Source organism: Mesorhizobium australicum (assembly GCF_900177325.1).
Classification (GTDB): Bacteria; Pseudomonadota; Alphaproteobacteria; order Rhizobiales; family Rhizobiaceae; genus Mesorhizobium_A; species Mesorhizobium_A australicum_A.
Window position 1 is genome coordinate 3,648,415 of record NZ_FXBL01000004.1, and the last position, 21,193, is coordinate 3,669,607.

Annotated in this window: 11 protein-coding genes; 3 read left to right on the forward strand and 8 right to left on the reverse strand. The window is 66.4% G+C overall.

Features of this window, described 5'->3' with window-relative positions:
• Positions 1–8: 8 nt before the first annotated feature.
• The 5 genes from B9Z03_RS20510 to B9Z03_RS20530 all read right to left on the reverse strand — a co-directional run bounded on the left by B9Z03_RS20510 (position 9) and on the right by B9Z03_RS20530 (position 10,325).
• Positions 9–1,208 (reverse strand): ABC transporter permease, encoded by a 1,200-nt coding sequence (locus tag B9Z03_RS20510; protein WP_085465903.1) that lies wholly within the window; start codon positions 1,206–1,208, stop codon positions 9–11.
• Positions 1,209–1,221: 13 nt separating this feature from the next.
• Entirely contained in the window at positions 1,222–2,259 is a 1,038-nt protein-coding gene (locus B9Z03_RS20515; protein ID WP_139832346.1) for an ABC transporter permease, read from the reverse strand.
• Between the two features lie 91 nt (positions 2,260–2,350).
• A complete protein-coding gene (locus B9Z03_RS20520; RefSeq protein WP_085465904.1) occupies positions 2,351–4,003 on the reverse strand; it encodes an ABC transporter substrate-binding protein in 1,653 nt (550 codons plus the stop codon).
• 219 nt (positions 4,004–4,222) lie between these two features.
• The gene (locus B9Z03_RS20525) at positions 4,223–8,383 is read right to left on the reverse strand and encodes a translocation/assembly module TamB domain-containing protein (RefSeq protein WP_244561801.1); all 4,161 of its coding nucleotides are present in this window, start codon (positions 8,381–8,383) and stop codon (positions 4,223–4,225) included.
• 28 nt (positions 8,384–8,411) lie between these two features.
• Positions 8,412–10,325 (reverse strand): autotransporter assembly complex protein TamA, encoded by a 1,914-nt coding sequence (locus B9Z03_RS20530; protein ID WP_348529049.1) that lies wholly within the window; start codon positions 10,323–10,325, stop codon positions 8,412–8,414.
• Between the two features lie 348 nt (positions 10,326–10,673).
• Between B9Z03_RS20530 and B9Z03_RS20535 the strand changes: the two genes are divergently transcribed.
• Positions 10,674–16,145: an alpha-2-macroglobulin family protein gene (locus B9Z03_RS20535; protein ID WP_085465907.1), complete on the forward strand. Its 5,472-nt coding sequence runs from the start codon at positions 10,674–10,676 to the stop codon at positions 16,143–16,145.
• Positions 16,142–18,226 carry a penicillin-binding protein 1C gene (pbpC, locus tag B9Z03_RS20540; protein WP_085465908.1) on the forward strand — a complete coding sequence of 695 codons (2,085 nt, stop codon included), beginning with the start codon at positions 16,142–16,144 and terminating at the stop codon, positions 18,224–18,226. The genes B9Z03_RS20535 and pbpC overlap by 4 nt, the downstream gene beginning before the upstream one ends.
• Positions 18,227–18,231: 5 nt before the next feature.
• On the opposite strand, the gene B9Z03_RS20545 is transcribed toward pbpC, so the two are convergent.
• The 3 genes from B9Z03_RS20545 to B9Z03_RS20555 form a co-directional block, all read right to left on the reverse strand.
• Positions 18,232–18,570 (reverse strand): YciI family protein, encoded by a 339-nt coding sequence (locus tag B9Z03_RS20545; RefSeq protein ID WP_085465909.1) that lies wholly within the window; start codon positions 18,568–18,570, stop codon positions 18,232–18,234.
• A gap of 113 nt (positions 18,571–18,683) precedes the next feature.
• The gene (locus tag B9Z03_RS20550; protein ID WP_085465910.1) at positions 18,684–19,493 is read right to left on the reverse strand and encodes a creatininase family protein; all 810 of its coding nucleotides are present in this window, start codon (positions 19,491–19,493) and stop codon (positions 18,684–18,686) included.
• A 34-nt stretch (positions 19,494–19,527) separates the two neighbouring features.
• The gene (locus B9Z03_RS20555; protein ID WP_085465911.1) at positions 19,528–19,911 is read right to left on the reverse strand and encodes a RidA family protein; all 384 of its coding nucleotides are present in this window, start codon (positions 19,909–19,911) and stop codon (positions 19,528–19,530) included.
• Positions 19,912–20,178: 267 nt separating this feature from the next.
• On the opposite strand from B9Z03_RS20555, the gene B9Z03_RS20560 reads away from it, so the two are divergent.
• Entirely contained in the window at positions 20,179–21,183 is a 1,005-nt protein-coding gene (locus tag B9Z03_RS20560) for an ABC transporter substrate-binding protein (protein WP_085465912.1), read from the forward strand.
• Positions 21,184–21,193 lie beyond the last annotated feature (10 nt).

The window sequence follows — 21,193 nt, forward strand, 5'->3', positions numbered from 1 at the left end:
TCGGCCTCTCAATCCTTCAGCGATTGTTCGCGCAGCGCATCCGCGAGCAGGTTGAGCCCCAGCACAAAACTCATCAGCGCGATCGTCGGCGGCAGCGCGGGATGGATGAAGGAGCGCAGGAGCCGCGAGGCGTCCTTGATCGCGGTGCCCCAGTCCGGGCTTTCGGGCGCCAGCCCCAGGCCGAAATAGCCGAGCGTGCCGAGCAGGATCGTGGTGTAGCCGATGCGCAGGCAGGCATCGACGATCAGCGGTCCGCGCGCATTGGGCAGGATTTCCCAGATCATGATGTACCAGGGGCTCTCACCGCGCGTCTGCGCCGCCGCCACGTAGTCGCGCGTCTTGATGTCCATCACCAGGCCGCGCACGATGCGGAACACGCCCGGCGACGAGGCGAAGACAACAGCGACGAAGATGTTGAGCGTCGACGGCTCGATCGAGATCAGGCCGAGCGGATCGGCGCTGAACACCAGGCCGAGATAGACCCAGCCGCCGATCAGGAGGGTCAGCGCCAGCTGGATCCACAGCCGGTCGGGCCGGTTCTTGAACCGCGTCCAGAACAGCGTGCAGAAGAACACGACCGGGAACAGGAAGAAGAACGCGGCCATCCCGCGCGGGATCGAGACGCCGATGCCAGTTGCCTGGCTGAACCAGCTGTCGAAGGTGAGGTTGCGGATCTCCGGCGTCACCAGCAGGTAGAACAGCAGGATCACCGGGAAGGCCAGGACAAGGTTGGCGAGGAAGGACAGGACCGAGTCTATCCTGCCTCCGTAGTAGCCGGCGGGCAGGCCCAGCGTGATCCCGACCATCAGCGCGAACATCGTCGCGAAGGGCGCGATCACCAGCACGATCTGGCTGCCGTAGACCATGCGCGAGAACACATCCCGTGCGAGCTTGTCGCCGCCGAAATAGTAGACATCGCCCGTGTCCGGCACGACGGTGCCCGGCATCGCGTCCTTCATCACCGCAAGCTGCGTCAGCGGATCGAACGGCGCGATGACCGGCGCGAAAATCGCCGTGAACAGCCAGAACAGGCAGATGAACACCCCGGCGATACCGACGGAGTTCGAGAACAGCTCGCCGTAGAGGCCGAGCCGCTTGCGATAGGCGAAACTCGCTCCCATCACGATCGCCAGGGCCAGCCAGACCGGCCAGAAGCGGCCGATCACCCCGATGAGAACCTGAAACCAGCCGATGTTGTCCAACTGCATCCTGCGTCCCCCCTTACTGCACGCGGATGCGCGGATTGAGATAGGCGTAGCCGATGTCCGAGATGAGCTGCGTGAACAGCACGACGAACACGGAGACGAGCGAACAGCCGAGCAGCAGGTCGATGTCGTTGTTGCCGGCGGCCTCGACCAGCGTGAAGCCGAAGCCCTGGTAGCGGAACATCGTCTCGACAATGACCACGCCGGTGAGCAGCCACGGGAACTGCAGCATGATCACGGTGAACGGCGCGATCAGCGCATTGCGCAGCGCATGCTTGATAATGACCGACCTGAAGCTAAGTCCCTTCAACCGCGCCGTGCGGATATATTGCTGCGTCATCACCTCGACCATGGAGGCGCGGGTCATTCTCGCAATGTAGCCGATGCCGTAGACCGACATCGTCATTACCGGCAGCGTGAAATTGTAGAAATTGACCCCCTGCGAGGTCGCGGACGCGGCGGAGCCGTTGAGCCAGCCTAGCCAGGATGCGAAGATGACGGTGAAGATGACGCCCGAGACATATTCGGGCGTGGCGGTTGTTGCTATCGAGAGCACCGACAGCGTCCGATCCGTCCTCGACCCTTCCCGCATGCCGGCGAGGATGCCGATCAGCAGCGAGATCGGCACCATCGTCACCATGACCCAGAACATCAAAATCCCGGTGGCGCCGAGCGCCGGCCACAGCTTTGCCGCGACAGTGGTCTTGAACTTGGTCGAACAGCCGAAATCGCCCTGCAGGATTCCGCCGTAGTAAGGCTCGGCCGGCTGCTGGCAGGCCTTGTAGCGCAGCGTCGGCTTGCCGGTCGCGGCGTCGATCTCCGGCACACGCTTCACCACGCCAAGCCACTGGCCGTAGCGGACGAAAAAGTTCTCGCGGAACCCGTTCTTCACCAGCCACTGCTCGATGTGTTCGTCAGACGAGCGCATGTCGAGCTGGCTGATGGACAGCTTTCTCAGGTTCGGCTCGAGATTGACCATGTAGAAGACGACCATGGTCAGGCAGAGCATGGTGATGACCATGGTGCCGAGTCGCCTGATGATGAATGCAAGCATGTAAGCCCCTGCCATCTAGGTTGGGGTCACGAAGTCACCCGTCGAAACATGAGGGGCGCGCTCGGCGCCCCTCCCGGTTTTCCTGCTATGATCAGGCTTCCTCCAGCCAGACCTTGCCGTAGTCGTGCTCGAAGGTCGGATGCATGCCGTGGTTCTTCACGGCCGGCACCGAAGAATTGTAGAGCTTGCGCCAGTAGGGCTGGATCAGGATGCCGGAGTCCTGGATGATCTGCTCGATATCCTTCATGGCGCCCTTGCGCTTCTCGGCATCCGCGATGCCAAGCGCCTCGCCGATCTTGGCATCGAGATCGGGATTCGAGTAGGCCGCCTCGTTCCACGCCTCGCCGGTGCGGTAGGCGATGGCGACGACCTGGATGCCCAGCGGGCGCATGTTCCAGTTCGTCATCGAATAGGGATACTTCGTCCAGTCGTTCCAGAAGGTCGAGCCCGGCAGAACCGTGCGCTTGACCTTGATGCCGGCCTCGCGCAGCTGCGCGGCGATCGCGTCGCCGGTGTTCTTGTGCCAGTCCTCGTCGACGGTGATCAGGTCGTGCTCGTAGTCGGCCTGGCCGGCCTCGGCCATCAGTGCCTTTGCCTTCTCGACGTCGCGCGCCACCTTTGGCAGCTCGACATATTCGGGATGGATCGGGCAGACGTGGTGGTTTTCCGCCGGCGTGCCGGCATTGCCGTAGCCGAGCTGCAGCACGATGGCGTTGTCGACCGCGAGCTGGAGCGCATGGCGTACCTTCTGGTCGTCATAGGGCTTGTTGGCGACGTTGGTGCGCGCCACGATCGTGGAGGCCGTGACGACCTCCGAGGTCACGCAGCCGACACCCTCGAGGATCGACACGTAGTCAGCCGAAGTCTCGTGGTTGGTGTGCACCTCGCCGGCCTCGAAGGCCGAGACCATCGCCGACGGATCGGTGCCGTAGTCGATGAACTCGACGCCGTCGAGATAAGCCTCGCCGCCCCACCACTTGCCGTCCTCGCGGCGCTTGTAGACCACCTTCTGGCCGACGTCGTAGGAGACGAGCTGGAACGGGCCGGTGCCGATCGGGTCCTTGGCGAAGTTGGCGCCCGTCTCGTCGAAGGAGCGGTGCACGATCAACGCGGGATAGTCGCACAGGCTCGGGATGAGCGCGATGTCGGCCTTGGTCAGGCTGATCTTCACGGTCATGTCGTCGACCTTGGTCAGCGAGCCCTCACGCAGCTTGCCCGTCGCCTCGTCGACGATCGTGCCCAGGCGTCCCGGCATCGAGTTGCCCTCTGCCGACTTGTCGGCCCAGCGCGTGAAATTGTAGATCACGTCATCGGCGTTGAACGTGTCGCCATTGGTCCAGGTCACGCCCGGGCGCACCTTGAGCGTGTATTCGGTGGCGTCGTCGTTAACTTCCCAGCTCTCCAGCAGGTAGGGCTCGAACGTGTAGTCCTTGGTATATTTCACCAGCGGCTCGAGCGTCTGGCGCTCGGCATTGGCGATCTCCGACCAGTCGGCCGTGCGGGGATCCTTCGGATCCTTGATCCACATCGCAACCTTCAGCACGCCGCCCTTCTTGGGCTCCTGCGCGACTGCGGGGGTGGGCGCTGCCAGCCCGATCATGCTGTAGGCCATTGCGGTCGATGCGCCGAACGCGCTGGCGAGCGCCAGGAATTCGCGACGGTCGACGCCGCTTTCCCGAACCGATTTCGCCATCTTTACAATGTGATCGGGAACCCGGTCACCATTGCTCCTGTACATTGTCATCTTGACTCTCCCATTGAGCATTTGAGTGGCGTTGTGCCGTTAAGCATTTCGCATCCGGCCACCTTTGTCAAAAAAGGGAGGCCCGTGCGAAAGTTGGATGACAGTCTGCAACGGTGCGTGAGGGAGAGAAGGCGCGATTGCGACAATATTGACGCTATTTTCGCAGTGATGGCGAAAATCAGACTTTTTTAGCAATCGGGGGACGGGAGCGGCGAGCGCTCAGTACTCGCGCTCGAAGAAGATGCCGCCCTTCGTCTCGCCGCTGTCCGTCGCCTCGCCGCGCAGCTTCACGCCGCGGCCGACATTGAGATCGATCGCCGCCTTGCCCGATCCCGGTTGCGAGCCCTTCTCGATCGAGAGATAGGTGCGGTCGTTGAGATACTTGCCGACGGATACCGACGTGTCGCCCGTCTCCTCGTCGGTCTTCACGTCGATGTCGTCGACCCCGAGCTGACTCTGCAGGTTGTCGAGCAGCGAGGTCGAGCCGCCGACGCCGGCGAGCACGGCCGCCGCCTGGGCGAGCTGCGCGATCTGGACCGCCGAGAGGCTGCCCATGGCTCGGCCGAAGACGAGCTGCGCCAGCACCTCGTCTTCCGGCATCGAGCTGGACGACGAGAAGCTGAACTTCGGGTTGGTCGCTTCGCCGCTGACAGTGACCGTGGTGGTCGCGCTGTTGACCGCGGACGTCGCCGTGAAGTCCAGGGTCGGCACCAGCGAGCCCGAAAAGCCGATCGAGCCTTCCGAGAAATCCAGCCGCCGGCCGAGGATGGCGAGTCGGCCGCGCCTCAGTGTGAACAGGCCGGTCGCCGACGGCGACGAGGCCGGACCGGTCAGCTTGATCGTCCCGCCGAGTTCCGCATTGAGGCCCCTGCCCTGTACGAACAGCTGGTTCGGCGCATTGACCGACAGGTCGAGCATCAACCCGCCGCCTCCGCCGGAGGAGGTCGCCGGCTTCAGCGCCTCGGCCTGCGCCTTCACCTCGCCGCTCGCATTGCGGTGCTGGACGTTGAGGCGCGACAGCGAGGGAGAGAGCTTCTCCGGAATGGTGATCACGGTGCGCCCGAGATTGATCGTCCCGCCCAGCGTCGGTGCGGAAGTGAGCGGCCCCTTGACCGCGATGTCGCCGCCGAAATTGGCCGTCACCACGCGGCCGTCGGTGTAGCGGCCATCCGTCACTTTCACCGACAGGTCAGCCGGGAAACCGGCCGCCGCGTCGAGGCCGACCGTGCCGCTGGCCGAGACCGAGCCGCCGGTCGAGATCGTCCCGGTAAAGCTACGCAAGGTCGCGCTGCCCGCGCCGAGCGCGATGTCGGCGTTGATGCCGTTGATCGCGATGCCCGAGCCCGCGTCGACGAAGCGTGCGCCGGACGTCCGCACCGTGCCGCCGATCACCGGCGAATTGGTCGAGCCCGTCACGGCGAGCGAGATGTCCGCCGCGCCGTCGAGCGCCAGCCCCTGCGCGGCGAGCCGCCGGGTGAGGAAGCCGAACGGCACCCTGCCGGCAAAGTTCACGTTGAGCGCGCGCGAGCCGCCGGTCTGCACCGTGCCGCCGCCCTTCATCGACAAGCCGCCGCCCTCGCCCACATCGGCCTGGAACCGCAGCGTGCCGCCGGCGAAGGTGCCGGTCGAGGCGATCGTCATCGCGCCGAACCCGGCCGAGCGGGTCTGGCTCGTCTCCGCCCCCGCCAGCCGCAGGTCGTAGCCGATCGACGGGGCGGCCGGGGCACCGGTCACGCGCACGGTGCCGGACACGGTTCCGGCAGCACCCAGCCCCGGTGCGAAGCCGTTCGCGATCGACGCGGGAACGCCGGCGAGTTGCACGTTGAGATCGAGCGCACCGCCCGCCGTCCCGTTGATCGTCGCCGTGCCGCCGGAAAGTCCCAGCGCCAGGTTGGTGATCCGCGTCACGCCACCGGCGTTCACGATGGTCGACGGCTTCGCGATCGTCGCCGCCACGCCCTGCACCGTCGCACCGCCGCGCGTCAGCTCGACCGTCGCCTCGCCGTTCTCGTATTTGGCGCGGCCGGTGGCCTTGACTGGAATGCCGTTAACCGTGGCGCCCCCGTCGAAGGCCGTCCACACCCCATCGCGCGACAGCGTTACGTCGACCGCGGTGATCTCGGCACCCGCATTGACCGCGCCGGCGCGGATGCGGCCGGACACGGCAGGCGCCGCGACATAGTTGGTAATCTGCGCCTCGATCGAGATGTCCTTGCCGCTCACAGTGTCGCGGGAGAAGGAAGGCACCCTGGCATCGACACGCGCCGACGGGCCTGCGGCGACCGTGTCGAACGTGACATTGCCCGAGGCGCTGCCCGACACCTGCTGCAGCGCAAGGGCAGCCAGCGGCGCGATGTCCGGCAGTTCGAAGGCGATGCTGCCCTTGGGCAGAAAGGCCTCGTCGAGGTCGAGATCGCCGCTGATGCGGTTGGCGCCCAGCGAGATGTTCAGGCCGGACAGGGTGCGCCGACCGTCCGTGCTCGACAGCTTCGCGCTGCCCGTGAGCGTCTCGTCACCAACCTTGCCCGACAGGCTGACGTCGGCCGCGGGATTGACGAGATCGGCCTTGCCCGATGCCTTCAATTCCAGCCCTGTGATGGCGCGGCCGCCGCTCTCGATCCGCTCGCTGGACAGCGTCACGGAGAGGTCGGGTCCGAACAGCGGCCCATTGGCCGACAATTCAAAGGAGGCTGCTCCGGCAACGTCGGCCGCGAGCCGCGACAGGTCGGAAAGTGCGCCATCGAGATCGGCGGTCACCTTGCCGTCGGCGATGCGGATCGATCCCTCAGTCGTCAGAGGGCCTGACGCCACCTTCAGGCCCGAGGCATCGATCGCCCGGTCGGCATCGCGGGTGATACGGCCGGCGAGCGTAACGCGTTCGCCCAGCACCGCATGCGCGCCCTGTGGCAGCGCTGAGCGCGCGACATCGGCATTCAGGTCAAATCTCGCCTGGCCGTCGACACGGGAAAGCGTTCCGGCGGCGGAAGCCTTGAGAACGTCATTTTCGATCGACGCCGCGCGCACGTCGATTGAGTCGGCCCCGATCTCGGTGTCGGCCGCCAGTGCGATCTGGCCCACAAGGAACGGCACGAGCGGAGCGATGAGGGTTTCGGCCGCTCCAACCCGCCCGCGCACCATCACGGGTCCGGTGCGGGTGGCCACGTCAAATCCGGGCGACGACAGGTCGACCCCGATGTCGCGCAGGGTCGCCTGCGGATGGACCAGCGAGGCGAGCGACACGGCGGCATCGAGGCTCGGCTTTGCGCCAGTTCCCGCGATGCTGCCTTCCGCGCTGCGGATCGCCACGGAGACGAGGTTCTCCCCCTCGCTGAAGGACAGCGCCACAGGCTCGCCCCTCGCCTGCAGATTGAAGGTGAGATCGCTGACGCCTTGGGGATCCAGGCTGCCAGACGCGTTGCCGGTGAGGGCCGACGAGGCGATCGAGGCCTGCTCGATGGCGATGGCTCCGTCGGTCTTCAGCGTGCCCGCGAAGCTGATGCTCGACTGGCCTTCTCCTAGGGTACGGACGATTTCCGGCAGGAACTGCGCGAACTCTCCATCCGCGTTGAGCTCGATGCGGCTGCCGCCCTCGACGAACTGGTGCCGTCCGGTGAACTTGGCCGCGACCGCCTCGTTGACGGCCACCGCCCCCTGCCCGCGCCAGTCGGAGGCCGGCCCGCTGCCCTCGATCGCGATCGACACGGGCGGGGCGCCCGGCAGCTTGAGCAGGTTGGCCACCACGCCGCCCTGCGGCTCGTGCCCCTCGACCTTCACGTCCAGCCGGTTCTCGTCCGGCGCAAACACCAGCGACAGGTCAAGCTCGCCTTGCCGCTGGTCGGTGCGCGCGACCTGTGCCTGCGTCTCGATCCTGAGCGGCGAGGCCGTCGCGGCGACCTTGGACGTCGCGCTCAGCGTCGCAGCCTCCCCCGCGAGGTCGGGACCCAGCGCGATCTGCGGCAGGTCGATCTTGCGAATGTCGATGTCGACAGGAAGCTGGAAGGAGCCGGTCGAGCTGTCGGCGGACGCAGGTGCTGGCAGCGGCTGCCGCGCGACCTCGACGCGGCCGACGCGCAACGTGTCGGCGCTGACCTTCATCGAGATCAGGTCGAGATAGGAGATGTCCGTGCTGATATCTTGCAGCGCGAGCCAGGGACCGTCGGCATCTTCCACGGTCACGGTTTCGACCGACAGCGGCCCGGTCCAGATGCCCCGGATGCCCGAGATCGTCACCGTGCGTCCCTCGCCCGAAGCGAGGCTCGACGCGATGGATGCCAGCATGCCGCGGCCGGGCGGCGTCAGCGTCAGCAGGCCGACCGCGACGAGCACGATGGCAAGAAGCGTCAGGACGACATTTCGAATGATCCGCAGGCTGCGCGGCAATTGACCCCTCCGGGAATCGGCTCTCGGATCAGAATGCCTGACCGATTCCCGCATATATACCGAATGAGGCGTCACCGGGACGCCTGTTGAGCGGCACGGCCGCGTCGACGCGCAGCGGTCCGAACGGCGTGATGTAGCGCACGCCGACGCCCGCGCCGACACGCACGTCGCTGAAGTCGGGGAACTGGTCTTCCGACACCGTGCCGGCGTCGATGAACGGCACCACGCCGAAGCTCTCGGTGACCTGCACGCGCAGCTCCGCCGACGCTTCGGCATAAGAGCGCCCGCCGGTCGGCAGGAACTTGCCTGGATTCGCCGGATCCGGCACGCGCGGGCCGATCGCCTGGTAGGCATAGCCGCGCACGGAGCCGCCGCCGCCCGAATAGAACCGCCGGTCGGCCGGGACGTCGCTCAGCGAAGCGCCAACGATCGAGCCGAGTGCGGCACGGCCGGCCGCCACGATGCGCCCGTTGCCGTCCAGTGCCTGGTAGACGGACCCCTCGCCCTTGAGCTTGACGAAGGTCGCGCCCGAGAGCGCGTCGTAGGTCGGCTCGACATAGGCGAGCGCGCGCCAGCCCTTCTTCGGGTTCAGCTTGTCGTCGCGCGCGTCGTAGACATATTCGATCGGCGTCGAGACCAGCAGGTATTTCTTGCCGTCCGGATGCAGCGGCTCGTAGCTGATGTCGGTGTACTCGACGCGAAACTGGCCCGACAGCGTCTGCTTCTTCGTGATCTCGTAGGAAATGCCGGCGCCTGTCGAGAACGAGAAGCGGTCGTAGGCTTCAGGATGCTCCGACACGAGCTTGATGTCGTATGTGAATTTCGATGCAGGCCCGACCAGCCCTGGCTTCTCGAACAACAGCGCCGCCTTGTAGTCGAGGTCCTTGTAGTCGGCCGTCTCGCCGATCCGGCTGATTGAGCCTTCCAGCCTCAGCTTCTCGGCGCGCCCGAACAGGTTGCGGTGCCCCCAATAGCCCTCGATACCCGCGCCGTCCGTACTGGACACCGTCGCGCCGATGCCGAAGTAACGGAACTTGCGCTCGCTGACCCTCACGTCGACCGGGATCGAGCCGTCGGCAGCCAGCTTATCCTGCTCCCTCACCGTCACGGAATCGAACACACCGAGCGCCAGGAGCCGCTCCCGCGCCTCCTCGACATCCTTCGGCGAATAGGTCTTGCCGCGCTCGATGTCGGCCATGTAGGCGGTGAACTCCGCATCGACCGCCTCGGTGCCTTCGACAAGCGTGTCGCCGAACGGTGCGATCGGCCCCGACGCGAAGGCCATCATCACGTCGAGCGTCTTGGTCGCGTGGTCGGCGATCACCTCGCGGTCCGCCACAGCCGCGAGCGGCCTGCCCTCTTCCTTCAGCGCACGGATGATCTGGGTCTCGGCCCGCAGGATCGCGGTCGAACTGGCGTCGCCGCCGGTGACCAACCCAAAGCTCTCGGGCGAGATGCCGCCGACATCGCCGCGCACGACGACGTCGCCGAGCGTGAACTTGTCCCCGGAACGGACCGCCACCTTGATCGGCACCGGCCGCGACGTGTCGAACACCGCGTCCGGTTCCAGCGAATCGAGCGAGCGGCCGTCTATGGTGATCTCGACCGTGCCGTCGTAACGCGCTTCCTGATAGAGCGCGGCCACCAGCAGCTCGCGTTCGTTGCGCGCTTTGGCGAGGATACCGAGCGAACCCGACACCGGCCGGTCCTCGTCGGCCACCAGCGTCGAGGCCTTTTCGAGCCGGCTGCGGATGGATTCGTCGGACTGGCTGAGGTCGAGGCTGACCGTGTAGCGGACGGGATCGACGATGTCGGCGTCCTCGTCCTTGCCGCCGAACAGCTTCATGCCGAAGAGCTCGAAGGCCTGTGCCGGCGCGGGTGCGGCGGCCGCGAGCGCCAGAATGCTCGCCGCCAGCGACAGGCGCAGGCCATCGCGCGCCAATGCGCCGGCCCTCCGCACTCTCGCTACGCAACACAACATGGCCGGGACCCTAGCTCCAATCGTTAAAATTGCGGTGTACGCCGAGAGCTTTTGTTATCCATGCTCGCCGGGACGGCACGGGGCGGATACAAAGGGTGCTTAACACGCGGTCGGAAGCAGCGGCAAACTGAATGCGCCCCCGGAAGCTCACGCCTTGGACACGTTCATTAAGATTTTGTTATTCCCAACAGAATCCCGCCACGATTCTGGAAAAGCTTACGTAACTGGAACTGATGGCCCATGGATCGGCCCGGAAGCAGCTTGATGCACCGGACGCACCGACCGCATTCCACATTGGGGGAGTATCACATGGCGAAGAGATTTCTGGCGCGCGCCTTCGCGGCGATCGGTCTTGTCGCAGGTCTTGCGGGCGCCGCAGCGGCGCAGATGGACACCCGGTCGATCGAAAGGAGCCAGAACTCCGACTATTTCGGCTTCGACCTGCGCACGGTCCAGAACGTCACGCTCGACCAGTGCGAGGCAGCCTGCCTCGGCGATTCGCAGTGCCGCGCCTTCACCTACAACACGCGGGTGAAGTGGTGCTTCCTCAAGTCCGACTACAACAAGCTAAACGCCTTCGCGGGCGCTGTCGCCGGCAAGGTCGTGACCCGCTCCTCCGATCCCGACATCGGCGCGCCCGAAGCACTTTCCTTCGTGCCGGCCTACATGCTTGATGAGGCGGTGCGTTACCGCGCCGGCATCGAAAGCGCCACCCAGCCGCCGGAGCGCGGCCTGGCCGGTCTTGTGGAGAGCGCGCAGAACATGGCCAGGCTCGGCGATCCGCGCGGAGCCGCCGCCGCATGGGCGGCCGCGATTTCCATTTCCAAGACCGATCCGGCGCTCTGGCTCGGCCTGACCGATGCCGCCATGGGCGTCGTCGCGCTCAATCAGAACGATTCCTGGACCTGGCGCCAGAACGCTACCTCGGCGGGCGTAGTCGCTTACCAGCTGACCCGCACCACCGCGAGCCGCGCCCAGGCGCTTGCCACGCTGGCAAGGGCGCTGGAGGTCCGCAGCAACCCGCGTCCCGCGCTCGAAGCCTACAAGGCGAGCCTCGTGCTCGTGGCCGATGCGGGCGTTCAGTCCGCCTTCGACAGCCTCTACGAGAAGTATGGCTTCCGCGTCGTCGACCACACCATCGATTCCGACAACCGCACCCCGCGCGTCTGCGTCCAGTTCTCCGAGGCGCTGGTGAAGTCCGGCGTCGACTATGCCAATTTCGTCACCGTCGACGGCCAGGACAAGCCGGCTATCGTGCCCGGCGACCGCGAGATCTGCGCCGAGGGACTGGAGCACGGCAAGAACTATACGATCAGCGTGCGCCAGGGCCTGCCGGCCGCGATCGGCGAGGTGATCGAACGTCCCGTCACCCTCAACGTCTACATCCGCGACCGCGCGCCGTCGGCCCGCTTCACCGGCGAGAACTTCGTCCTGCCGTCCACCGCGCGCCGCGGAATCCCGCTCGTCACCGTCAATACCCAGTCGGCCAAGCTGTCGCTCTACCGTATCGGCGACCGCGGCCTGGCGGACGCGATCTCCAACGAGCGCTTCCTGCGCCAGATGGACGGCTATGACGCCCAGCGCATTGCCAACGAGACCGGCGAGCCGATCTGGTCTGGCACGATCGACATACAGTCGAAGCTGAACGAGGAAGTCACCACCTCCTTCCCGGTCGACGAGGCGCTGCCCGAGCGCAAACCCGGCGTCTACGTGCTCGTCGCCGAGCCGGTGAAGGGCGTGGACGAGGACGACTGGTCGACCAAGGCGACGCAGTGGTTCGTCGTCTCCGACATCGGCCTCGCCACCTATACCGGCGAGGACGGGCTGACCGTCTTTGCCCGCTCGCTCTCCACCGCCAAGCCGCTGGCGAACGTCGAGCTGCAGCTGCTCGCCCGCAACAATGAGGTTCTCGGCAAAGCGACCACGGATGCGGAAGGTCGCGCCACCTTTACGCCGGGCCTCGTGCGCGGTGAAGGCGGCCTCACCCCTGCCCTCGTCGCAGCGCATGCCGCAGAAGATTTCGTCTTCCTCGACATGACCCGCGCCGGCTTCGACCTGTCCGACCGCGGCGTCGAGGGTCGCGAGACGCCCGGCGCCATCGACATCTACGCCTGGACCGAGCGCGGCATCTACCGCGCCGGCGAGACGGTGCATCTCCAGGCGCTCGCCCGCGACGACCGCGCCAAGGCGATCGCGGACCTGCCGCTGACGGTGATCTTCTCGCGTCCCGACGGCGTCGAGAACAGCCGCGAGGTCACGACCGGCGCCGAGCTTGGCGGCCATCACGCAGCACTCGCGCTCACCGACAACGCGATGCGCGGCACCTGGACCGCGCGCGTCTACACCGATCCCAAGGCCTCGCCGCTGTCGGAAATCTCCTTCCTGGTCGAGGACTTCACGCCGGACCGGATCGAGTTCGACATGTCGAGCGAACAGGAAGAGGTCGCGGTCGGCGAGCCCGCCACGATCGACATCGACGGCCGCTATCTCTACGGCGCGCCCGCCGCCGGCCTGTCGATGGAAGGCGAGGTCAACGTCTCGACGACCCGCGAATGGGACGGCTTCGATGGCTACCAGTTCGGCCTCGCCGACGAGGAAGGTGACGACGAGCAGTCGACCCGCGTCGATCTCGACGAACTGCCCCTCACCGACGAGAACGGCAAGGCCTCCTTCGAGGTGACGGTGGACGAGGTGCCTTCCACCACCCGTCTGCTCGTCGGCGAAGTCGTCGTGCGGATGCGCGAAGGCGGCGGCCGCGCCGTCGAGCGGACGCTCGACCTTGGCATCCGCGGCGACGGACCCGTCATCGGCATCAAGCCCGAATTCGAAGGCGATTCCGTGCCCGAAGGCTCGACCGCCAATTTCAAGGTCATCGCCGTCGACCCGGAAGGCGAGCGCCAGGATCTCGCCGGCATGGACTGGTCCCTGGTCAAGGTCGAGCGGAACTATCAGTGGTATCGCTCGAACGACGCCTGGGCCTACGAGCCGGTGACCTTCACCACCAAGGTCGCCGACGGCAAGCTGGATGCAAAGGCGGGCGAGGAAGCCTCGCTGTCGCTGCCCGTCAACTGGGGCCGCTACCGCCTCGAGATCACCGCGCCCGACGCGTCGGGACCTGCCACGAGCGTCGAGTTCGACGCCGGCTGGTATGTCTCGGCCACCTCCACCGAGACGCCTGATGGACTCGAGGTCGCGCTCGACAAGCCGGCCTACGCGCCGGGCGAGACCGCGCGCCTCAACATCTCCTCGCGCTTCGCGGGCGAGGTGCTGGTGACGGTCGGCGCCGACCGCCTGCTCGCCACCTACACCGCGACCGTGCCTGAGGGCGGCACGATCGTCGACATCCCCGTCAGCGCCGACTGGGGCGCCGGGGCCTATGTCACGGCCGCGCTCTATCGGCCGGGCGATGCGCAGGAATCGCGTATGCCGATGCGCGCCATCGGCCTGAAATGGCTGCAGGTCGACCCGGCCTCGCGCACCATCGCTGTGTCCCTCGAAACGCCGCAGAAAATGGAGCCCCGCGGTCCGCTGGTCATCCCGGTCGCGCTCTCCAACGTGCCCGCCGGCGAAAAGGCCTATGTCACGGTCGCAGCCGTCGACGTCGGCATCCTCAACCTCACCTCCTACACCCCGCCGGATGCCGGCAAGTGGTATTACGGCCAGCGCAAGCTCGGCATCGAGATGCGCGACATCTACGGCCGGCTGATCGACGGTTCGCTGGGTGCCGCGGGCCGGCTGCGCACCGGCGGCGACGGCGGCATGCAGACCACCGGCAGGCCGCCAACGGAAGAGCTGGTCGCCTTCTTCTCCGGCATCGTCGAGGTCGGACCCGACGGCCGCGCCTCGGTCTCGTTCGACATCCCGCAGTTCAACGGCACGGCCCGTGTCATGGCGGTCGCCTGGTCGGGCTCGGCACTCGGCCGCGCCCAGGCCGACGTCATCATCCGCGATCCCGTCGTGGTGACGGCCTCGATGCCGAAGTTCCTCACGCCCGGCGATCGGGCGGAACTCAGGCTCGATATTGCCAACACGGACGGCCCGGCCGGCGACTACAAGCTGGCCCTCAACGGCGCCGGCCTGATCCTCGACGGCGGCGACGAGACGCTGAACCTTGCCGCCGGCAAGAGCCAGACCGTCACGGTGCCGCTCGTCGCCGGCGATGCGGAGTTCGCCACGATCAATGTGTCGCTCACCCATGCGAGCGGCCTGACGGTCGAACAGGCTTTGTCGGCTCCGATCCGTCCGGCCGTGCTGCCGGTCACGACGCGCCACGTCGTCACGCTCGCTCCGAACACCGGCAGCGTTACCGTCGACGGCGGCCTGCTCGCCGAGAGCGTTCGGCAGGGTGCCACCGTCTCGGTCGGCGTCTCCCGCTCGGCCGCGCTCGACATCCCGGCCATGCTGATGACGCTCGACCGCTATCCCTATGGCTGCGCCGAGCAGACCACCAGCCGCGCCCTGCCGCTGCTCTACCTGTCCGAACTGTCGGCGGAGGCCGGCATGGAGGACGACCCGGACGTGCGCAAGCGTGTGCAGGACGCCATCGTGCGCGTTCTCTCCTACCAGTCGTCCTCCGGCTCCTTCGGCCTCTGGGGCCCGGGATATGGCGACCTCTGGCTCGATTCCTACGTCACCGACTTCCTGACCCGCGCGCGGGAGCAGAAATACGACGTGCCGTCCGAAGGCATCGACCAGGCGCTGCGCAACCTCCAGAACGCGCTCTCCTACGACGTCAACATCGAGGAGAAGGGCAATGAGATTGCCTATGCGCTCTACGTGCTCGCCCGCAACAAGAAGGCCTCGGTCGGCGACCTGCGGTACTATTCCGACACGCAGATCGGCCAGTTCCGCACGCCGCTGGCGCGCGCCCACCTGGCGGCGGGCCTGGCGCTCTACGGCGACAACGTTCGCTCGGAAGCCGCCTTCGACTCGGCGTTCCAGCTGGCACAGGCGACAGAAGGCAAATCGCTCGACCGCTCCGACTACGGTTCCGCCCTTCGTGACGGCGCCGCGATGCTGGCGCTCGCCGCCGAATCCCGCCCGGCGCCCGCGCTGATCCCGTCCATGGTCCAGCTCGTCTCGCAGGAGCGCAACCAGTCGCGCTGGACATCCACGCAGGAGGAAGCCTGGATGCTGCTCGCTGCGCGTGCCATCAAGGCCGGCAGCAACGACATCAAGCTCAACGTCAACGGCCAGCCGCACACCGGCAACTTCTCGGTGCGCAAGACCGCCGACGACCTGGACGCCGCCCCCGTGGTGATCTCAAACACCTCGAACGAGCCGCTGGAAGCGGTTTTGACGACGGTCGCAGCACCTCTCGACCCACTACCGGCGGGTGGCGACGGCTTCGCCATCGAGCGCACCTACTACACGCTCGACGGCGAGGAGGCGAACATCACCGAGGCGGCGCAGAACGAGCGCTACGTCGTGGTGCTGAAGGTCACGGAGCGGAACTCCTGGCCGTCGCGCGTGCTCGTCAGCGACCTGCTGCCGGCAGGCTTCCAGATCGATAATCCGTCGATCGTCGGCAGCGCGGACCTCTCGAACTTTGACTGGCTGGGCGGCGTGGAGCCGGCCCATGTCGAGTTCCGCAACGATCGTTTCATCGCCGCGTTCAACCGCGACGGCTCTTCCAACCGCGAGTTCAACCTCGCCTACGTCGTGCGCGCCGTGACCCCGGGCGACTATGCGCACCCGGCGGCGACAGTGGAGGACATGTACCGGCCGCAGTTCTCGGCCCGCACTGCGACCGGCCGCATGCAGGTGCTGGCCGCACAATGACGCGCTGGCTGCGCCGAACGCTCTATGCCGCCGCCGGGGCCTGCGCCCTGGCGGTGGCCTGCGCGTTCGGCCTCGACCGCCTCGACAAAGCCTACCCGCCACCGCTGGAAGCGGCGATGGAGCGTTCTGCGGAAGTGGTCGACCGCGACGGCCTCCTGCTGCGCGCCTTCGCCACCAGGGAAGGCCGTTGGCGGCTCGAACCCGACATGGCCGATGTCGACCGGCGCTTCGTCGACATGCTCACCACATTCGAGGATCGGCGCTTCCGCGAGCATTCCGGCGTCGATCTCAAGGCGCTCGCGCGTGCCGCGATCCAGTTCGTCGCCAATGGCCGCATCATTTCCGGCGGCTCGACTCTCTCCATGCAGCTCGCCCGCCTGATCGAGCCGCGCGAGCGGCGCTCGATCACTGCAAAGATCATGCAGATCGCGCGCGCGGTCCAGATCGAGCGAAGGCTGTCCAAGGACGAGATCCTGCGCCTCTACCTGACGCTCGCGCCCTATGGCGGCAATCTCGAAGGCATCCGCGCCGCCTCGCTCGCCTGGTTCGGCAAGGAGCCGCGCCGGCTGACGCTCGCAGAATCCGCCCTGCTGGTCGCGATCCCGCAGCTCCCCGAACTGCGCCGCCCCGACCGCAACCTCGAGGCGGCGAGAGCCGCCCGTGCCCGTGTGCTCGCCCGTGCCGTCGAATCCGGCATCGTCGGCGAAGGCGAGGCGCGGCTGGCAGGGCTCGAACCCCTGCCCTCCGTCCGCCAGGCACTGCCTTCGCTCGCGCCGCATCTCGCCGAGACCGTGAAACGGACCGAACTGAACGAGCGCCGCCACGTCGTGACCCTGTCTCGCCCCGTGCAGCAGGGACTGGAGACCGCCGCGAACAATGCCGCCCGCACGCTCGGCCCGAAACTCTCGGTCGCGATGGTGATGGCGGATGCGCAGACGGGCGAGATCCTCGGCGAGGTCGGCTCCGCCTCCTATCTCGACCGCGCCCGCCAGGGTTATGTCGACATGACGCGCGCCGTACGCTCGCCCGGCTCGACGCTGAAGCCCTTCATCTACGGCCTCGCCTTCGAGGACGGCCGCATCGCCCAGCAGACGATCATCGAAGACCGGCCGGCCAATTTCGCCGGCTACCGGCCGCGCAATTTCGATATGGAATACCAGGGTGACGTATCGATCCGCGCGGCCCTGCAGATGTCGCTCAACGTGCCGGCGATCCGCTTGCTCGACGCAGTCGGGCCCCACCGCCTGATGGCGCGCTTCCGCGACGCCGGCATCAGCGCGAAGATGCCGAGCGGCAAGGCTGCGGGTCTTGCCATCGGCCTCGGCGGCATCGGGCTCACCCTGCGCGATCTCGTCCAGCTCTACACCGGCCTCTCCAATCGCGGCCAGGCAACGACGCTCTCCAACCGTCCGCGCAAGGAGGGCGAAACGCCGCGCCGGGCACAGGTCCTGCCCGCCATCGCCGCGTGGCAGATCGCCGACATCCTCTCTGGCGTCAATCCGCCCAAGGGCGCCACCCAGCGCGGCATCGCCTACAAGACCGGCACCAGTTACGGCTACCGCGACGCCTGGGCGATCGGCTTCGACGGCAGGCATGTGCTGGGCGTCTGGGTCGGGCGGGCGGACGGGTCCGCCGTGCCCGGCATCTCCGGCTTCGGCACCGCCGCCCCGCTTCTTTTCGACGCCTTCGTGAAATCCGGCCTGCCGATCACGCCGCTGCCGCGCGCGCCGGCCGGCGCGCTGCGCCAGGCTTTCTCCGAACTGCCCGTCACGCTGCGCCGTTTCGAGAGCACGGCATCGGAGACCAAACCCCGAGGCGTCGCCGAGGCCGCGCCCCAGATCGTCTTCCCGCCGCAGGGCGCACGCGTCTCGCTCGCCGACGGCAGCGACGGCTTCTCGCCGCTGGTACTGAAACTCCAGGGCGGCCGCGCCCCGTTCCGCTGGTTGTCGAACGGCAAACCGTGGCCCGAGGCCGAACGCCGCCGCACAGCCCGCTGGCTCCCTGACGGGGCGGGCCAGCAGACGCTGACCGTGATCGACGCGGCAGGACGCGCGGCAAGTGTGCGGGTGTTCGTGGAGTAAAGTCTTCAGATCTCCATGGCGCTCCACACGGGCCGCACCTCGATGGTCGCGGCGCGTGCCATCGGATGGGTCTTCGCAAGGGCGACCGCCTCCTCCATGCCGCCACAGCGCACCAGTTCGTAGGCGCACATCTGTTCCTCAGAGGAGGAGAACGGCGCGAGGTCGATCTTCTCCTTGCCGTCGCGCAGCCTCACTGTCACCGCCGCGCTGGCCGGCTCCAACGGCTTGCCGTCGACGCGAACCCCTTTGGCCTCGGCGACTTCATTCCACGCCCTGATGTCGGATAGAAGCTTGGCGTCGGGCCGGAACGCACTGTCATGGCTGATGATGAATAGGAATTCCAATACACCCCTCCTCAAACCACAAGGCAGATTTACGCATTCGGTTGATATCAACATATCAGGCAATGAAAAGCTGGCCTCACAAACCTCCTGACATATCCTGATAACGCGCGGTGCTACTCGCGGTGCGGATCGCTGATCCACTCCCCCAGCGCCGCCTGCCTGACATCCTCCAGCAGCCGCACAAACCCGTCCGCCTGATGTTCCGCCGTCAGCCGGCCTTTCTCCGCCGTCGCCTTCGAGGCTTCGCCCACCACGCCGTTCGGATTGAGGTCGCTGGCGATCCAGGCGAAGGCGTGCGTGCCGGTGTGGCGCAGCAACGAGAAGCTTTCCTCGGCCGCCTGCACGCGCGAGACGAAATCCTGCGCCTTGCGCATGTCGACCAGGTCCGGCCGGAAATGCAGCATCAGCGACGTCTCGACATCGCCGCCGTGGATCCCGTAGCGGCCTTCGATGTCCGAATAGAGCCCGTCCGGCTTGCCGAAACGCATCCAGCTCGTCTTCACCGACATCATGCCGAACCGCACGCGCAGTTCGCGGCTGACGATCCCCATGATCTCCTCGTTGCCGCCATGCGAGTTGACGATGACGATCTTGCGCACGCCCGCGCGCGCCACCGAGGCGCCCAGTTCCGTCCACGCCTCGATCAGCGTCGTCGCCGGCAGCGTCAGCGTGCCCGGCGCGTGCAGGTGTTCGTTCGACTTGCCGACCGCCTGCACCGGCAGGATGCGCACGTCGAGCGCGGCCGGCAGCCGGTCGATGACGGTGGCCAGCATGCCGTTCATGATCGCCGTGTCGGTCGACACCGGCAGGTGCGGTCCGTGCTGTTCGATCGCCGCCACCGGCAGCACCGCGATCGTGTCCTCCGGGTCGATCGAGGCATATTCCGTCGTGGGGAAATCGCCCCACCAGACGCGGCGCGCCATCTCGTTCTCCTTCTTTGCGGGTCTCGCGCAGGCTTCAGGCCGCCGCGATCACCTCGATCTCGACCTTGAACTCAGGCCGCGTGAAGCCGCCGACGATCATCAGCGTCGACGCTGGCGGCGGATCGGCGACCACCCGGTCCCTCACCGTCATGTAAGGCCTCATATAGGCCCGGTGTGTGACATAGGCGTTGATGCGCACGATGTCTTCCAGCCCCATGCCGGCCTCGCCGAGGATAGCCTCGATATTGGCGAAGCAGATTTCCGCCTGTTCCTCGACGCTCTCCGGCACCGTGTCGTCCGCACGTGCGCCGAGTTGCCCCGACACTGCGACGATCCGCTTGCCGGCCGCCACCTCGACGCCATGGCTGTAGCGGGCGAAGGGAGCCCTGATCGTTGGCGGATTGAGCGGTCTGTGCATCTGCGTGTCCTGTTGTTGCGGCCAGCTATGCCCCGCGTCCGACGCGCTTTCAACAATCAACTGTTGGCGACCCGCAACGGCGATGGACAGCGGCCCAATATTTGGGCACCGTGCCCGCCACAGCACCAGCCTGGGCCGTACGCCGGCGGCAATTCACCGATCCGCGACCGCATTGGTCGTCAGCGGACCTTGGCATGGGCTTTGCATTTTGATTCTCTTGATTCAGGCCGGCGCATATCGCGGACGGGCTCAACAAAGGGTGGTGTCATGAAGACGAAACTGTTCATGTCGGTCGCTGCGCTGACGGTCCTGGCGGGTTCCGCCGGCCTCGCCGCGGCCCAGGAAAAGGTCACCTTCCAGACCAATTGGCTCGCCCAGGCCGAGCATGGCGGCTACTATCAGGCCGTCGCAGATGGCACCTACAAGGCCTGCGGCCTTGAAGTGACAATCGCCCAGGGCGGCCCGCAGGTCTCGGGCAGGCCGTTGATGCTGGCCGGCAAGATCGACTTCTACATGGGTGGCAACATGCTCCAGGCCTTTTCGGCAGTCCAGGAGAACATTCCTGTGGTCATCGTAGCGGCCTCCTTCCAGAAGGAACCCCAGGTGTTGATGAGCCATCCTGGCCAGGGCCTCGACACATGGGAAGATCTTAAGAAGGCGGAACAGTACATACTTGGTGATGAGGGCTTCCAGTCCTACTTCCAGTGGATGGTGACGGAATTCGGCTTCGACGCCGCCAAGCGTATCCCCTACACCTTCAACCCTGCCCCCTTCATCGCCAACAAGATGTCTGTCCAGCAGGGCTACGTCACTTCCGAGCCGTACGCAGTTGAAAAGGAAGGCGGTTTCAAGCCAAACCTGTTCCTTCTCGCCGACTATGGCTTCGACACCTATGCGACGACGATCGAGACCATGGCGGACACGATCGCCAAGCGTCCCGAAGTTGTTAAATGTTTCGTCGATGGCTCGGCCAAGGGCTGGTACAACTATCTCTACGGCGACAACAAAGCTGCCAACGAGATGATCATGAAGGACAATCCGGATATCACGGCGGAGCAGATCGCGTTCTCGATCGACAAGATGAAGGAATACGGCATCGTCGATTCCGGCGACACCGAGAAGCTCGGCATCGGCGCCATGACCGACGAGCGGATGAAGAGCTTCTACGACAAGATGGTCGCGGCCAAGGTCCTGCCGGAAGGCATCGACATCAAGAAGGCCTACACGCTGGACTTCGTCAACAAGGGCGTAGGCCTCGACCTCAAGAAGTGAACCATCTTGC

What these genes read in the sequence shown, in the direction of transcription:
- B9Z03_RS20510 (WP_085465903.1), bottom strand. Translation starts at nt 1,208, where the DNA reads ATGCAGTTGGACAACATCGGCTGGTTTCAGGTTCTCATCGGGGTGATC.
- B9Z03_RS20515 (WP_139832346.1), bottom strand. Translation starts at nt 2,259, where the DNA reads ATGCTTGCATTCATCATCAGGCGACTCGGCACCATGGTCATCACCATG.
- B9Z03_RS20520 (WP_085465904.1), bottom strand. Translation starts at nt 4,003, where the DNA reads ATGACAATGTACAGGAGCAATGGTGACCGGGTTCCCGATCACATTGTA.
- B9Z03_RS20535 (WP_085465907.1), top strand. Translation starts at nt 10,674, where the DNA reads ATGGCGAAGAGATTTCTGGCGCGCGCCTTCGCGGCGATCGGTCTTGTC.
- pbpC (WP_085465908.1), top strand. Translation starts at nt 16,142, where the DNA reads ATGACGCGCTGGCTGCGCCGAACGCTCTATGCCGCCGCCGGGGCCTGC.
- B9Z03_RS20550 (WP_085465910.1), bottom strand. Translation starts at nt 19,493, where the DNA reads ATGGCGCGCCGCGTCTGGTGGGGCGATTTCCCCACGACGGAATATGCC.
- B9Z03_RS20555 (WP_085465911.1), bottom strand. Translation starts at nt 19,911, where the DNA reads ATGCACAGACCGCTCAATCCGCCAACGATCAGGGCTCCCTTCGCCCGC.
- B9Z03_RS20560 (WP_085465912.1), top strand. Translation starts at nt 20,179, where the DNA reads ATGAAGACGAAACTGTTCATGTCGGTCGCTGCGCTGACGGTCCTGGCG.